This window comes from Pyrococcus horikoshii OT3 (genome assembly GCF_000011105.1).
Lineage (GTDB): Archaea > Methanobacteriota_B > Thermococci > Thermococcales > Thermococcaceae > Pyrococcus > Pyrococcus horikoshii.
The window spans coordinates 1212805-1227557 of record NC_000961.1; the positions used below are offsets into that span (position 1 = coordinate 1212805).

General features: G+C 43.5%; 16 protein-coding genes. 1 reads left to right on the forward strand and 15 read right to left on the reverse strand.

Annotation, left to right across the window (positions count from 1 at the left end; genetic code table 11):
* Positions 1–72: 72 nt before the first annotated feature.
* From PH_RS06385 to PH_RS06395, 3 genes are read right to left on the reverse strand one after another with little or no spacing between them, the layout of a single operon-like run.
* The gene (locus tag PH_RS06385) at positions 73–639 is read right to left on the reverse strand and encodes a GMP synthase subunit A (protein WP_048053373.1); all 567 of its coding nucleotides are present in this window, start codon (positions 637–639) and stop codon (positions 73–75) included.
* Positions 640–649: 10 nt separating this feature from the next.
* Positions 650–1576, reverse strand: coding sequence for a glutamine-hydrolyzing GMP synthase (gene guaA, locus PH_RS06390; RefSeq protein WP_010885436.1), 927 nt, complete (start codon positions 1574–1576; stop codon positions 650–652).
* Complete coding sequence (locus tag PH_RS06395; protein WP_010885437.1) at positions 1577–2578, reverse strand: formate--phosphoribosylaminoimidazolecarboxamide ligase; 1002 nt, start codon at positions 2576–2578, stop codon at positions 1577–1579.
* A 131-nt stretch (positions 2579–2709) separates the two neighbouring features.
* Here PH_RS06395 and PH_RS06400 point away from each other — a divergent pair, with 131 nt between their 5' ends.
* Positions 2710–3753, forward strand: coding sequence for a thiamine ABC transporter substrate-binding protein (locus tag PH_RS06400; protein ID WP_010885438.1), 1044 nt, complete (start codon positions 2710–2712; stop codon positions 3751–3753).
* Here the strand turns inward: PH_RS06400 and PH_RS06405 are convergent.
* From PH_RS06405 to PH_RS06460, 12 genes are all read right to left on the reverse strand, one after another.
* Complete coding sequence (locus tag PH_RS06405; RefSeq protein WP_010885439.1) at positions 3737–4729, reverse strand: ABC transporter ATP-binding protein; 993 nt, start codon at positions 4727–4729, stop codon at positions 3737–3739. The two genes, PH_RS06400 and PH_RS06405, sit on opposite strands and share 17 nt — an antisense overlap.
* On the reverse strand, positions 4723–6312 hold the full coding sequence (locus PH_RS06410) for an ABC transporter permease (RefSeq protein ID WP_048053374.1): 1590 nt from the start codon (positions 6310–6312) through the stop codon (positions 4723–4725). The genes PH_RS06405 and PH_RS06410 overlap by 7 nt, the downstream gene beginning before the upstream one ends.
* The gene (gene fdhF, locus PH_RS06415) at positions 6296–8335 is read right to left on the reverse strand and encodes a formate dehydrogenase subunit alpha (RefSeq protein WP_010885441.1); all 2040 of its coding nucleotides are present in this window, start codon (positions 8333–8335) and stop codon (positions 6296–6298) included. Before fdhF ends, PH_RS06410 begins: the two co-directional genes overlap by 17 nt.
* A gap of 66 nt (positions 8336–8401) precedes the next feature.
* A complete protein-coding gene (gene pdxT, locus PH_RS06420) occupies positions 8402–8992 on the reverse strand; it encodes a pyridoxal 5'-phosphate synthase glutaminase subunit PdxT (RefSeq protein ID WP_010885442.1) in 591 nt (196 codons plus the stop codon).
* Between the two features lie 28 nt (positions 8993–9020).
* Complete coding sequence (pdxS, locus tag PH_RS06425) at positions 9021–10028, reverse strand: pyridoxal 5'-phosphate synthase lyase subunit PdxS (RefSeq protein WP_010885443.1); 1008 nt, start codon at positions 10026–10028, stop codon at positions 9021–9023.
* Positions 10029–10092: 64 nt separating this feature from the next.
* On the reverse strand, positions 10093–10386 hold the full coding sequence (locus PH_RS06430; RefSeq protein ID WP_010885444.1) for a DUF2103 domain-containing protein: 294 nt from the start codon (positions 10384–10386) through the stop codon (positions 10093–10095).
* Positions 10387–10409: 23 nt separating this feature from the next.
* Complete coding sequence (locus PH_RS06435; RefSeq protein WP_048053375.1) at positions 10410–11168, reverse strand: sulfide-dependent adenosine diphosphate thiazole synthase; 759 nt, start codon at positions 11166–11168, stop codon at positions 10410–10412.
* A gap of 44 nt (positions 11169–11212) precedes the next feature.
* Complete coding sequence (locus tag PH_RS06440) at positions 11213–11659, reverse strand: hypothetical protein (protein ID WP_048053591.1); 447 nt, start codon at positions 11657–11659, stop codon at positions 11213–11215.
* A 40-nt stretch (positions 11660–11699) separates the two neighbouring features.
* On the reverse strand, positions 11700–13610 hold the full coding sequence (locus PH_RS06445) for a molybdopterin-dependent oxidoreductase (RefSeq protein WP_048053376.1): 1911 nt from the start codon (positions 13608–13610) through the stop codon (positions 11700–11702).
* 5 nt (positions 13611–13615) lie between these two features.
* Positions 13616–13882: a hypothetical protein gene (locus PH_RS06450; protein ID WP_010885448.1), complete on the reverse strand. Its 267-nt coding sequence runs from the start codon at positions 13880–13882 to the stop codon at positions 13616–13618.
* 2 nt (positions 13883–13884) lie between these two features.
* On the reverse strand, positions 13885–14163 hold the full coding sequence (locus PH_RS06455; protein ID WP_048053377.1) for a hypothetical protein: 279 nt from the start codon (positions 14161–14163) through the stop codon (positions 13885–13887).
* 31 nt (positions 14164–14194) lie between these two features.
* Positions 14195–14659: a hypothetical protein gene (locus PH_RS06460; protein WP_010885450.1), complete on the reverse strand. Its 465-nt coding sequence runs from the start codon at positions 14657–14659 to the stop codon at positions 14195–14197.
* Positions 14660–14753: the final 94 nt, after the last annotated feature.

Below are 14753 nucleotides of genomic sequence, written 5' to 3' on the forward strand. Positions count from 1 at the left end.
CACCTCCTTATTAGACTCCCAATAAAATTTTAGGCTAGCTTAAAAATGTTAAGGTACAAGAAAAAGAGATAATCAAAGTTCTCCACAGAGCTTAGCGAAGTTCCTTAGAATTTCCTCTCCTTTTTCAGTGTGGGCAACTTCCGGATGGAACTGAACACCGTAAATAGGTAATTCTTCGTGCTTCATAGCCTCTATGGGACACGTTTCGCTCCTTGCAAGGATCTTAAACTTGGGGGGAAGCTCTTTCACTTCATCCATGTGACTCTCCCAGACCTTTAACCTCTTCGGGAGTCCTTTGAATATTTCATCCTCATCAATTATCTCGATCTCAACCAGACTGTACTCAGCTTTTTCTCCCCTCCCTACTTTCCCGCCGAAGAACTTGGCTATCAACTGATGACCTAAGCATATTCCAAGGATTGGAACGTTAAATTCATCGTAGTGCTCAAGGACCTTCTCACAGTTTCCCGTGTTCTCCAAGCTAGGCCCTCCGGAAAAGATTATTCCCTTAGGATTCATTGCCTTTATTTCTTCAAGGGGAGTTGTATTTGGAATTATCTTTGTCTCAACGCCAAGATAACGGAGGGTCCTCCATATCCTGTGAACGTATTGACCACCATTGTCCATTATCACTATCATCACCAATCCCTCACTCAAACTCTATTGTCGCTGGAGGCTTATTTGTTATATCGTAGAGAACCCTTCCAACCTCAGGGATCTCGCTCGTTATCCTGAAGGCTATCCTCTGCAGAACCTCCCAGGGGACGTTCATTGCATTGGCCGTCATTCCATCGATACTCTCGACGATCCTAACGGCTATCGTCTCCTTATAGGCCCTTATATCTCCCTGAACTCCAACCGTCTTAACCCCTAGGAGGACGGCAAATGCTTGCCAGGGCCTTAATCCGGCCCTCTCAACTTCTTCCTCGACTATGGCGTTTGCCTCCCTAACGATCCTTATCTTTTCAGGGGTTACCTCCCCTATTACCCTAACAGCAAGTCCAGGCCCTGGGAAGGGCATCCTGTTGTATATCTTCTCGGGCAATCCCAGGAACTTTGCCAGCTCTCTAACTTCATCCTTGTATAGATCCCTCAATGGCTCGATGAGCTTAAGGTTTAACTTCTCCGGTAAACCTCCTACGTTGTGGTGGCTCTTGATCTTTCCCTGACTCTCTATCCAGTCGGGAGCTATTGTTCCCTGGATTAAATATTCCGCTCCTATCTTCTTTGCAACTTCCTCAAATACCTCTATGAAGACCCTCCCTATGATCTTCCTCTTTTCCTCGGGATCCGTTACACCCTTGAGGGCCGAGAAGAACCTATCCTGGGCGTCGACGTAGTGGAGGTTCATTCCGAACTCATCCCTGAACGTCTTAACCACGAACTCTGGCTCACCTTTCCTTAAGAATCCAGTATTCACGAATACCGCATGCAATCTGTCTCCTATAGCTTTATGGGCTAAAACTGCCGCCGTTGAGCTATCCACACCACCTGAGAGTGCGATTATAGCTTTAGAGTCCCCTACAGTCTCCCTAATCTCCCTAACCTTCTCCTCAACGAACCTTCCCCAATCCATTCACGTCACCACCTCTTCAAGTTTACCCTCCTCAATGGCAATTTTAATCTCCCTCGCTATCCTCCTCCCAGTGCTCATTGGTTCATCATACTTAAGCCAAGTATAGGGGGAGCCGTTTATAAATAAATTCGTCCCAGCTACAATCCTTGCAGAGATCTCAAAGACCACGAACTCCATGTCGGGCGTGAAAACGCCTTCCAAGCAAAAGGGACCCCAAAGACCTCCCATTAACTCTTCAGAAGCTTTAACAACCCTTTCACCTGCTTCAATAACATCCATCAGAAGGCTCTCCCTCAAGACTAGCGGAATATTCCCTACCACGGTATAAGTAACATCCAAGTCTAGATCCAGTTGTTCCCTCGAGGGGATCCTTCCTATTGCATCAACGTTGCTCTCATACCTTCTATCTATGCTCATCAACTCGAGCTCTCCAGTTATTTTGGAGTAGAAGTAGTGTGGATAAATGGGGACTCCTACCACGTACTCCTGTATTTGAACGTTCTTTAGATCTTCCTTACTTCTTATCCCGAGGAATTTCTCAGCTTTCTCCCAGAAGTCTTTCGAGCTTTTAGCTATGAAATATCCCCTTCCTCCCTTGGCCCCGTGGGGTTTCACTATGACGGGACGATCTATATCATCGGGATCTTCGTAAATCCTGGGAAGGGTAAGCTTAGCCTTTTCCAGCCATTTCCTCTCTAAGCTCCTGTCGCTCTCCCATTTAAGTACCTCTTTATTTCCAAAGTAGGGAACCCTCATTTTTTCAACTAGCTCAACGCCGAGGTGAGCTATAAAGGAACCAGTGGGGATAACTACAGCATCGAGCTCCAGAAGCTTATCCTCCGGGTAATCCCCCTCAAGAAAGTAGTCCGCAACTGGAAAATACTTAGTATATAGCAACTTAACCCTAGGCTTTCCAAAAGCTATAGTCCCAAATCCCTCGTCTTTGGCCCCTTTGAGTATTTGGAGGGCCGAATGAGAGGCATAGGTTGCTATCCTAACCACTCTGATATCACCATGTTCATGTTAAAAATTGGCAATTTTTAAGATTTATTTTACCATATTCTATGCAAAATACTTAGTTTTAGCATCGAATAGCTTGGTTTTTAAGTTCTCATTGAAATGTTGGAACGGGGATGAACATGAGATGGAAGGTGATAGCTGGAATAGTGATGATACTGCTCGTCGCTGGATGCATAGGAGGAAAAGGAGAAGAGGAGAAAACGCTGACTGTTTACGCCTATGACAGCCTAGAGTACTGGCTCAAGGAGGTTATCCCTGAGTTTGAGAAAGAGTACAACGTTAAAGTTAATTTAGTCCTAGTTGGAAGCACGGGGGAACTTGTAAACAGGCTAATACTCGAAAAGGATAATCCGCAGGCAGACGTAGTAGTTGGAATAGACAACACGTTCCTTGCAAAGGCCTTAAGTGCCGGAGTGCTTGATACTTACAAGCCCAGGAACATAGATGAGTTGTATCCTTGGCTCGTGGAGAAGTTTGATCCAACTTACCATTTAATTCCCTTCGACTATGGATTCCTAGCCTTCAACTACAGAACGGATATGGTTAAAGAACCTCCCAAAAGCTTAGACGACTTATTAAATGAGAAATGGAAAGGGAAAATAATTATAGAGGATCCGAGAACTAGCTCTCCTGGGTTAGCATTCATGTTTTGGACGATAGCCGTTTACAAGGATAAATGGCTCGAATACTGGGCGAAGCTCAAGGATAACGTTCAGATCGTCAAGGGATGGAGCGCTGCATGGGAAGCCTTCAGCAAGGGAGAGTTTCCAGTGGTCTTGAGTTATGTAACCTCCCCGGCCGCAACCGTCTACTACGATAACAAAACGAACGTGAGAGCAATCATATTTAGAGAGGGGAACTACCTCCAGATCGAGGGGGTTGGAATAATTAAGGGAAGTAAAAACAGGAAATTGGCCGAGAGATTCGTAGAGTTCCTAATAAGTCAAAAAGCCCAGGAAAAACTACCAACGACGCAGTGGATGTTCCCAGCTAATAAGAACGTTAAGCTTCCAGAGGTTTACAAGTATAACCCAAAGGTTGATTTCAGTAAAGCCGTCTATTTAGATCCAAAACTCATTCAGGAAAACTACGAGAAGTGGATAAGGGAGTGGACTGCTGTGGTAGTCGAGGGAAAGAATCCTAAGGAAGTATCTTGAATTCTCTAACTCTAATTCTAACCTTTTTTGGAATTTTCTTTCCAATCCTACTCAAAAGTTCCTCAGCTATTATCTCCCTCCCCTCGATTGATAACCTCAGCCTTACCCTCCCTGGAAGGAGCTCATAACCTATAACCTCGGCCTCAATCCCTTCTCCAACCGCTACGTTCTCAGGCCTAAAGAATATCTTCCCCTTCCCCTCCCTACCAACTTCAAAGCAAAGATCACCCAAGCATGCTCTTCCTTCCTTAGCTTCAAGTTCCACTATATTACTTATCCCCAGGAAATTCGCGACGAACTCGTTTTTCGGGTTATAGTAAAGATCGTAAGGTTCACCAACCTGCTCTATCCTTCCAAAGTTCATAACCGCTATCCTATCGCTTAGCACCATGGCCTCTTCCTGATCGTGGGTAACGTAAATTGTCGTTATGCCGAGCTCCTTCACTATCCTCTTAATTTCCCCCCTAAGCTTTTCCCTGACCTTCGCATCGAGATTACTAAGGGGCTCATCGAGGAGCAGTACATCGGGCTCTATTACAAGGGCCCTCGCCAGGGCAACCCTCTGCTGTTGCCCTCCACTCAGTTCCTCAGGTAGTCTATTTTCAAATCCTCTCAGCCCAACTAAGTCTAGAACTTCCCTAACCCTCTTTTCTATTTCCATCCTGGGTACCCGTCTAACTTCCAAGCCAAAGGCTACGTTTTTGAATACTGTCATATGGGGGAAGAGGGCATAATCCTGGAAGACTAATCCGATGTTCCTCTCGTAAGGGGGAAGATCCGTAATATCCCTACCATCAAAGTACACCCTACCTTTATCCGGCTTCTCAAGCCCAGCTATTATCCTTAGGGTTGTTGTCTTACCACATCCGCTCGGGCCTAAAAGGGTGAGTAGTTCACCATCTTTAACGCTTAAGCTAACCTTTAACTCGAACTCCCCAAACCTCTTGATTATATCCCTAAGTTCAATGCTCACCATACCTCTTCACCGATCCTTTCAATTAGGAGGAAGCTGAGCATTGATATAGCCATTAATATGACGGAGAGCGCTGACGCTGGTCCGAACTGTCTCGAGCTTATGAACTTATATATAGCTAGTGTCAGGGTTGTATACTCGGGTTTAGCAAGCATGTACGTGGTAGCCAGCTCGGCTACGCTTATGGCAAAGGCGAAGACCGAAGCAACGAGGACACCTCCCTTGATTAGAGGTAATTCAATCCTCATAAAAGAGTAAGCTTCATTGGCCCCCAAGGTTAGGGCCGCTTCGCTTAGATTCTTCTTAACCTTCTGAATTGCCAAGGAAACAGTTCTGAATACGAAAGGATAGGCGACTGTTGCATGCGCGAGAGCTATAAGGATCCAGTGTCCATAAATTGGAGAGCTTCTGAAGGTTATTAAGTACCCAAGCCCAAGTATAACCGGGGAAGACGCTAAGGGAAGAGTAACTAAGACATCTATGATGCTTTTTCCTCTAAGTTTCTTCCTAATAGATAGATAAGCTAACGGGAGTGAGAGTAACAAGGATATACCCACCGCTAGAAATCCAAATCTAAGTGTGTTCAGTAAGGCAAAGAGGCTGCTCGTTCCAAACATGGGATTGTACTCCTGGGAGAAAGCTCTTCTATACCACTCAAAGCTGAATTTACCGTTGAACATGAAAGAGTCGAGGAATACAGCAAAGAGGGGACCTAAAATTAAGAGGAATATAAGGATGAAGTACGACAGGATAAGGATCCCACCGGGACTTAAGGTTAACTTCTTCCTCCTCACATTGACTTTCTGCTCTTCTTCCCTTGAGTACGCGCTCGCAATTTTGATATATAAATACATGAGGAGGAAGTTAAAGACTAACTGAAGTAGGGCTAGGGAAGAGCTCGTCTTGAAGTCGAGGAGCATCATTGCCGATGAGAATATGGCTACCTCGATGGTAGCGTACTTGTACCCTCCAAGTATCAGGGGAATTGAGAAGCTCATAAAGCAGAATATAAACGTCATTAGAGATGACAATAGTATTGAGGGGAATAGAAGGGGTAGTGTAACCTTTCTGAATAGGGTAAACCCTTTAGCTCCAAGGCTTAACGCCGCTTCTTCATAGTGCGGATTAATCCTCTCCCAAGCTGAAGAGACTATCCTAACCACTACTGGGTAATTATAAAAGATGTGGGCGAGCACTATGGCCTTCCAAGAGTAAAGGATATTAAGCCATGAAAAAGGTCCCTGCTTCCCAAAGAGAATTATAAACCCCAGGGCCACCATCACACTTGGCATAACGAATGGAACCGTTATGATAGCCTTCAAGGTCCTCTTCCCTGGGAAGTCATAATGAGATAGCACGTAAGCTCCAGGAAAGCTAACGATCAAAGTTAAGACTGTAGATAAAACAGCTTGCCCAAACGTGAAGGAGATAACCCTTCTATAGTATGAATCCCTAAGCACAGCAAGAAGACCCTGAAAGCTTAGTCCAAGGGAAAGGATCCTCAGAAATGGAATGTAGAATAGGGTAAAGAGAAGCAGAAACGAGGAGAAAGCTAGAATTGTGAAAATGCTAACCCTTACCCTCATCACACTTTGTCCCATAATTTTCCTTTTCAATTTTTCTAATCCTTGCAGCTGAAAACTTAAACTCTGGAGTTCCGGCCTTGTTAAGCGCATCGTTTGTCAGCAGATTGGCATCAAAGTGAAAGGGTATTGCTATGACGCCCTTTTGGATTTTCGCTATCTTTGCTTTTAGCCTTAAGCTTCCCCTTCTCGTCTCCACGATAACGTAGTCACCATCCTCAATTCCATACTCCCGAGCATCCTCCCTGCTTATAAAGACAACTGACTCTCCAGACATCTTAGCTAAGGAAGGACTTCTCCTCGTCATCTCTCCCGTGTTGTAGTGATTTATCAGCCTGACGGTTGTAAGTATAAGTGGATACTCTCCGTTTGGTTCCTCCCAGGGCATGATCTGTTCAACAGCTACGAACCGGGCCTTTCCATCGTGTGTATTAAACGAATCAACGTATAGCCTTGGAGCAGGAATTATAATTCCCCTTGCTTTAAGTTCCTCGATGCTTCTATTCCTAAGCGCTGGAAAGAGTTTAAAGTACTCCCTCGTTATATCCTCAACTTTTGAATAGTCAAAACCCTTAAGGCCTAAGGCCCTTGCAAGCATTACAAGGATTTCCCAGTCAGGCTTACTTTCTCCAGGAGGATCGCAGACCTTAAAACTCCACTGGATCCTTCTCTCGCTGTTCATATAGGAACCTTCCTTCTCACAGAAGGCCGCTGCGGGAAGGATGTAGTGTGCGAAGCGCGCTGTTTTCGTTAGGAACAGATCCTGAACAACGAGAAGGTCAAGCTTAGTTAAAGCTTTTCTAACCTTCAGCGCGTTAGCATCGCTCACCGCTGGATTCTCACCAACGATGTAGAGGGCCTTTAAGTCACCTTTAAGTATAGCATCCCAGTACTCAGTTAAATAAAATCCCCTTTCGGTGGGAAGATCCTCCACTCCCCACATCTTAGCAACTTTTCTCCTAAATTTAGAATCGCTTAAGGGAATGTAACCGGGAAGAAATTCACTCAATGTTCCCATGTACGCAGCGCCTTGAACATTGTTCTGCCCTCTCATTGGGTACAATCCTCCCTTCTCACCGAAATATCCTAAAAGAAGGGCAATATCTACCAAAGCCAAGACATTTTCAACGCCGGAAATTTGCTGAGTTATTCCCATTCCCCACATTATCGCGCCGCTTCCAGCTTTAGCAAAAACTTCAGCAACTTCCCTTATGAGCTCAGCTGGAACGCCGGTAACCTTTTCAGCGTACTCAGGTGTGTACTTTTTCACCCCCATCCTTATCTCTGAGAATCCAGTAGTTCTGCTCTCTACAAACTCTTTATTGTAGAGGTTGCCCTCTATTATAACGTTCATAATAGCATTTGCGAGCGTTATATCTGTTCCCGGTTTTATAACGAGCCTGTAATCAGCAAATCTCATTGTGAGCGTTTCCCTAATGTCAATGACTATTATCTTGCCTCCCCTTCTTTTCGCGCCGAGTATGTATTGCATGACAACTGGATGGGTCTCTGCTGGATTGTAACCCCAGATCATTATAGCACCAAATCTCTCTAGATCTGAGTATGGGTTCGTCTGAACGCCATCTCCTAAGGTAAGTTTAAGGGCATGGACGCTTGATTCGTGACAGAGTCTAGCACAGTTGTCAACATTATTCGTCCCAAGAAGTCTCGCAATTTTCTGTATTAGGTAATTTTCCTCATTAGTAACCTTCGATGAGGCAATAAATGCTATTGATCCTGGGCCATAATCCTCGATGATCTCCTTCAGTTTAGTTGATATTTCGGAGATCGCTTTTTCCCATGAAATTCTTCTAAAGCTTTCCCCTTCTTTTTTTAAAGGATGCTTTAGTCTATCCTTTGAGAATACATGCTCCAAAGCATACAATCCCTTAGGGCAAAGCTTTCCCCTGTTGGGTTCTCCAGGATAAGGCTTTACCCTCCTACTTTTCGGGTCAATTAATAGGTTGCAACCAAAGCCACAGTATGGGCATACAACCCTAACTCCCATTCCGATCCCATTGAGCATATAAATGTTAAAAATAAAAATATTATTCGCAAGTAATTTACATAAATATGACCAAAAATGGGGAACCTAGATTACCTTCCTTAAGAAGTACTCATGGATTCTAGTGTCATTGGTAAGTTCTGGATGAAACTCCAGGCCGATTATGTTTTCCTGCTCAACCCCCACTACCCTATCCTCCAGCCAAGCTAGGGGTTTAACTTTCTCCGACAATAACTCAACTATCCTGGGGGCCCTAATGAATACCCCAATGAAAGGTTCATCGTCAAATGCTAACTTCACAGGAGCTTCAAAGCTGTCAACTTGCCTTCCGTAGGCGTTCCTATTTACCTTAACATCCAGAACCTCTAAGAACTTCTGCTCAGGAGTTGCCCCTAGGACTTCCTTTGCAAGCATTATTAATCCTGCACAAGTCCCCATCACCGGTAAACCATCCTCAACCATCTTTTTAATGGGCTCAAAAAGCCCCGTCCTTTGCATGAGCCTTGATATTGTTGTGCTCTCCCCTCCAGGGATTATTACCGCATCAACACCCTTAAGCTGCTCAGGCCTCTTGAGCCAGATCACTTCCCCAGGAAGCTCGAGCTTCTCGATGGCCATTTTAGTAGCTTCAATGTGCTCGCTAACATCTCCTTGCAATCCTACAACTCCAACCTTCATGGAAAAACCTCCAAAAAGAGGAAAGAAATCAGATACCTCTCTCCTCCATTCTAACCTGTAATTCCTCTATAGCTTGACCCCTCATAGGTTCTCCTATTTCCCTGCTTATTTCAGCAAGTACATCTGGTTCATCCCAGTGGTTAACGGCTTCAACTATTGCCCTCGCCATCTTTGGAGGATTGGAACTCTTGAAGATTCCAGAACCTACAAATACTCCATCCATTCCCATGGCCATCATTAGAGCTGCATCCGCTGGCGTAGCGACTCCACCAGCGGCGAAGTTGACAACTGGTAACCTTCCAAGCTTCTTTATCTCTAGGAGTATTTTGTATATATCCTCGACTATCTCTCTGTACGTGAAGCCCTCGTAAATCGGCTCGTTCTCAAGAACCCTCTTTGGTAAACCGCTTATCTCCTTAACGCTGAATGCTAGTCTTAGGTAAGGTTCAGCGAACTTCTCCGCAACTCCGTAGATTTCTTCATCTGTCATCCTCTGAATTAGTCTTATGTTCTCGTTAACTAACCTGACGTGCCTTACCGCTTCAATTATGTTTCCGGTTCCTGCTTCGCCCTTAGTTCTTATCATTGCGGCTCCTTCCCATATCCTCCTCACGGCCTCTCCAAGGTTCCTTGCACCACAGACAAAGGGAGCAGTGAACTTCTTCTTGTAAATGTGGAAGAACGGATCTGCTGGGGTAAGAACCTCGCTTTCATCTATCATGTCAACTCCTAGGGCTTCTAGGATCCTTGCCTCGGCCTCATGTCCGATTCTACACTTGGCCATTACCGGAATCGTCACGGCATCCATTATCTCTTGGATCTTCTCAACAGGGGCCATTCTCGCAACGCCACCGGCCTTCCTTATGTCTGCAGGAACCTTGTGAAGGGCCATTACTGCAACTGCACCAGCCTCTTCAGCTATTCTAGCTTGTTCCGCGTTGGTTACATCCATTATAACTCCGCCTTTTACCATCTTTGCGAAACCCCTCTTCAGCCTCTCAGTTCCCTTTTCCATAATTATTTTCAACTTGTCCATATCAAGCCACCTCCTTACGATTTATATCAAGTTAAGTCTTTATATAAAGTTTTTCCTTGATTTATTACTTCCATTCCCTGACCAGCCTCTCTATTTCCTTTTTCACCCTCTCTCGATCCTTTTTATCAACAACCAGAAATACATCCTGAACTGAACCCTCACTTTTTGCTATGAGCTTTAATCCAGTCAAAGTCTCCCTGGAAACTTTTATTTCAAATCCCCTAGAATCAGATGGATAGATCCTTCCTGGGATGACCTTCTTAACCTCAGGAATCTTCGCTATCTCCTCTAATGGTTTCTCAAGACCCTTCAAGAAGTGATGTTCCCTCTTTACTCCCTTTTTGAAGTGCTTAGGCATGTTTTAATAATGAGAAAAAAGGGTTAAGACTTTAACTTTTTTAGTATTTCCTGAGCAGCTTTCCTGCCACTAAGGAACATTCCACCAAAGATGGGCCCCATCCTTGGGGCCCCGGCAATTGCATTCGCGGCCATTCCAGTTACATACAGGCCGGGAAATACTTCCCTTGTATTCTTTACCGTTAGTTTTTCACCTTGCTCGGCCCACATTGCTCCTTCTCCAGGGATTTCCTTAAGTAATCCCCTTTTTACAAGGAACTGTGCTACTTGAGCTCCGTGACCAGTTGAATCTATTACGTACTTAGCCTCAATCGTCAACGGGTCAACGTGAAGCCCCGCCATTAACACAGGAGTCCAGTTTATCACTATTCCAGAAACCCTATTGTCTTTAATGACTAGGTCTTCAACCTCTATCATATTAAATATCTTAACCCCTGATTTCACAACCTTGCTAGCTATTGTAGTCGCAACCTCAATGGCATCGGCAACGTAATAACCTTTTTCAAACTCCTCATACCTTATTCCAAACTCATCTAAAATTTCTCTGGCCTCGTCTTGAACGACAACCTTATTGAAGCCCATTCCTCCACCCCAGATTCCTCCACCAATTGATAACTTTTTCTCGAATATTGCAACTTTTGCCCCTCCTTTAGCTAGGTAATAGGCTGCAACCATCCCAGAGGGCCCCGCACCCACTATTGCTACATCTAGTTCTAGATTGTTCAGAAGATCCCTGTAGTAACTCTCAACTATCGCCCTCGTTATCGTAACTTCCCTCAGCATCTTCCCCACCGCCTAAAACTTCATTTTTAATATTAAAAACTTTGTTATAGGATTATTTTCGGCACCCCTAGCATCGAAAGGATGTTTCCAACTTCCTCAGGATTATTCGTTGAAAACGAAACTGTTATTCCCTTCCTTCTCTTAAGTAAGATACATCCCTTTGCAGGTACGGTGAAGTGAAGTATCGCCCCTCTTGACTGGCAGGACATCCAATGCTTCCCTATTGAGTATCCCTCTATTTCCTCTATCCTAACTGTCTTCCTTAGGAGAATACCTAACCTCCCCCTGATCCTTATGCTTTCCTCGTCGATGGTGATTTTAATTGCAGAAGCATCCATTAGAATAATGGAAACTACCAAGGCTTCAATTCCAAGTATTTTCAATGCTTCAGGTTGATTTCTTAAAGCTATCATGAGGACTAAGATCGGTAAGAGGACTATCCCAAGGATTAAATTCAAAAGTCTGCTACTTACAACTTCCTCGTACAGCATGCTCAAAGTTGGGGGCAAAGTTTTAAATAAATTATTTTATTCATCCATATGGATTAACTTCCACCCAAGTTGAATGGAACGCTGATCCCTTGCCATATTTTTCTACTTTCTCATCTGTCGTTAAGAAGTTTGCATTCCAACCAAGTAACTTGGGCCAAAAAGCTTTGTATAGGATAACAACTCCTTTTGGAACATCTTCAGTTATCTTAACTTTAGTTATAACTCTACCATTTTCATTGAAAACACCGACTTTATCCCCATCCTTAATGCCTCTAACCTTTGCATCTTCTGGATTCATGTATAAGTTTGGATCTATAATCCCATGGGTGGTATGATATTGGCTCGTTATCGTCATCCTGTGGGTAGGAGTTAGCAACCTCAACGGGTACTTGCCCTTGAACTTCTTGTACTCTGGAAATGGTCCTAGGCCCCTGGAAACAGCTCTTTGAGAGTAGAACTCTATCTTTCCGCTAGGGGTTTTCCAATTCCTTGGTCCTTCTGGCACCTTTATAAAACCTCTTCTCTTAAGCTCTTCAAAACTTATTCCATTGGCCTCTAAAACCTTCCTAATCACGTCTTCATCGCTTTCATATAGATAGGGGACCCTAATACCCAGGGACTTGGCTATAAGCCTAGTCACCTCACTGTTACTCTTTCCTGGGCCCTTAGCGACGGGTTCATTCAATAGAACGTATCTGTGATAGTAAGAGTCAACTATATCTAGTCTTTCGAAAAAGGTGTTAGCTGGAAGAACTACGTCTGAAAATAGAGCGGTATCCGTAAGGAATATGTCATGGGTAACAACAAAAACGTCACTCTTCTTTAAGGCTCTTCTAAGCCTGTTCTGATTAGGATAGCTAGCTAAGGGGTTTGAATTATAAATGTAGAGGAATTTGATATCATCGCTCTCTATTACCTTGGTAAGCTCCATTTGTGGGATCTTATTCTCAGGTTTTGTTCTCAGGAATTTCCCCTCGGCATAGCTTTTATCTATCGTCTTCATGTCATATATAAAGCCGAACTTATGACCAACCAACACTGGTAAGATCGCCACTGCCCTTACAGCTTCTCCACCAGCTAGGGATCTTTGAAAGCCATAACCTATGTGAATTATCCCCCTCTTCTCAGTAAATTCCCTTGCAAATTCTTTAATCCTCTCTGGTTTAATACCTGTCTCTTGGCTTACATAATTAAGTGATAGTCTAGTTACATAATTCTTGAATTCTTCAAACCCATAGACATTCTTAGTTACAAAGTCCTTGTCATAAAGCTCCTCTTCAATTATAACCTTTGCAACTCCTAATGCAAATAGTACATCTGTGTCAGGCCTTATTTGGAAGAATTTATCGCTCCTCTTAGCGGTTTCAGTTCTCACAACATCTACCGTCCAAATTTCTACATTACCCTTCTTTGCCAGCATGAAGCCATGAAGATTCGTCCAGAAGGCATTTATCCCCCAGTAGACGAGGAGTTTATGCTCCTTAATCTTTTCAGGATCCATCCCAACTGCAGTCCCATAGATATCTTTTAGAGCCTCCTGTCCAGCTCTGTCGCATATACCACTATCTATAGTGCTAGCATTAAGATAGTGGAAGAGACGCATCGGGAAGTAATAGTTGACAATTCCTCTGTCTCCAGCGTACTTATAAACTAGAATGCTTTCGCTCCCGTACTCTTTTATAGTCTCCTGAAGCTTTTCTTTAATTAAGGTGAGGGCTTCTCCCCAAGAAACTTCCTTAAAATCCTCATCTCCCCTCTTACCTTCCCTGACGAGAGGAGATTTTAGCCTTTCATTGGAGTGAAACCACCTAGGTAACAGAGCCCCCTTGGGACACAGGAAACCTTGAGTTATTGGATGATCGGGGTTTCCCCTCACTATTAACTTCCCATTTTTAATCTCGCTCATTATTGAACAGGTATCATAACAATCCCTCATGCACGCGGAGAACATGTATTTCACCTTTCAACTTTATATTTTACAACGTACCTCCCCTTTTCAAAATCTTCCTCGCTTTCCAAGATCTCAACTGGTTTTATTTTTAATCCGAAATCCAAGGCATCCCAGGATATATCCTCGAAGTAATCGTAAAGGCCACAGGTTTTGCAGAAGCTACCCGTAAATTCTATTATCACTTCATCATCTGAAAAGCGTAATATCTTTGCCTGGGCCTCACTCCCATGAAGTCTGTTAAATTCCTTGATAACTCTCTCAAGCTTTTCCATTTTTAATCTCCTCCTAAATAGTCAAGAGTCTCATCAACGAACTCCTCAAAAGCTTCCTCGCTAACTTCTTCGAGCTTAAATGAGAAAGATTCTCCTAAGTACCACCTTATGGCTACTTTTCCTTTATTAGTTTCGGCCACAACTAAGCCGAAAGGCATATCTCCGACCCAGTAGTGCCTATAAAAGTTTACTTTGAAGCCATTTTCTCGGAGCTTTTCAAGAATAAAGGCTAAGGCCTCTTCAGGCCCTCCCTTAACCTTTGCGAATCCTATAACACTCATTCTCCCCACCTTCGGTTTAATTAGTTATACATTATGATTTGATATTCGAACCTTTATAGATTTTTCTCAGCTCTTTGATTGCATATTTTTCACCAGTTAGACTATCAACTATGAACTCATTCCCGATCCAAAACACCTTATATACCTTTTCTTTTCTTACTATTTCAACTCGAGGTAACCACCAGGATATTATCCTAGAGTTACCCCAAATTATAGCGCTTTCAATAGCTTTTTTTCTGGCTTCCTCCTCATCAACTAAGAACTCCATAATGGTATTCTTAGGAACGTCCCATTCCTCTATTTCGATGAGCCTATCTCCCCTTTCAACTCCCAGCCTATAAGCATCTACGTATGCAAAATAATCAATAACCCTATCTCTCATTCCTAGGCGTTTATAAAACAACCTAAGCTGGAATATCCAATATGGATAAAGTATAAACTTTGCAGAGCTTTCCTCACTTAGTTTAAATACTGGTTTCATAACTTTGACAATCATATAGTTTTCACCCCCTAATTTATGATATTTTTTTCATATAAATACCCCCTAAATCTTTATATACTATAAGTCGAATATTTACATTTTGAAATTT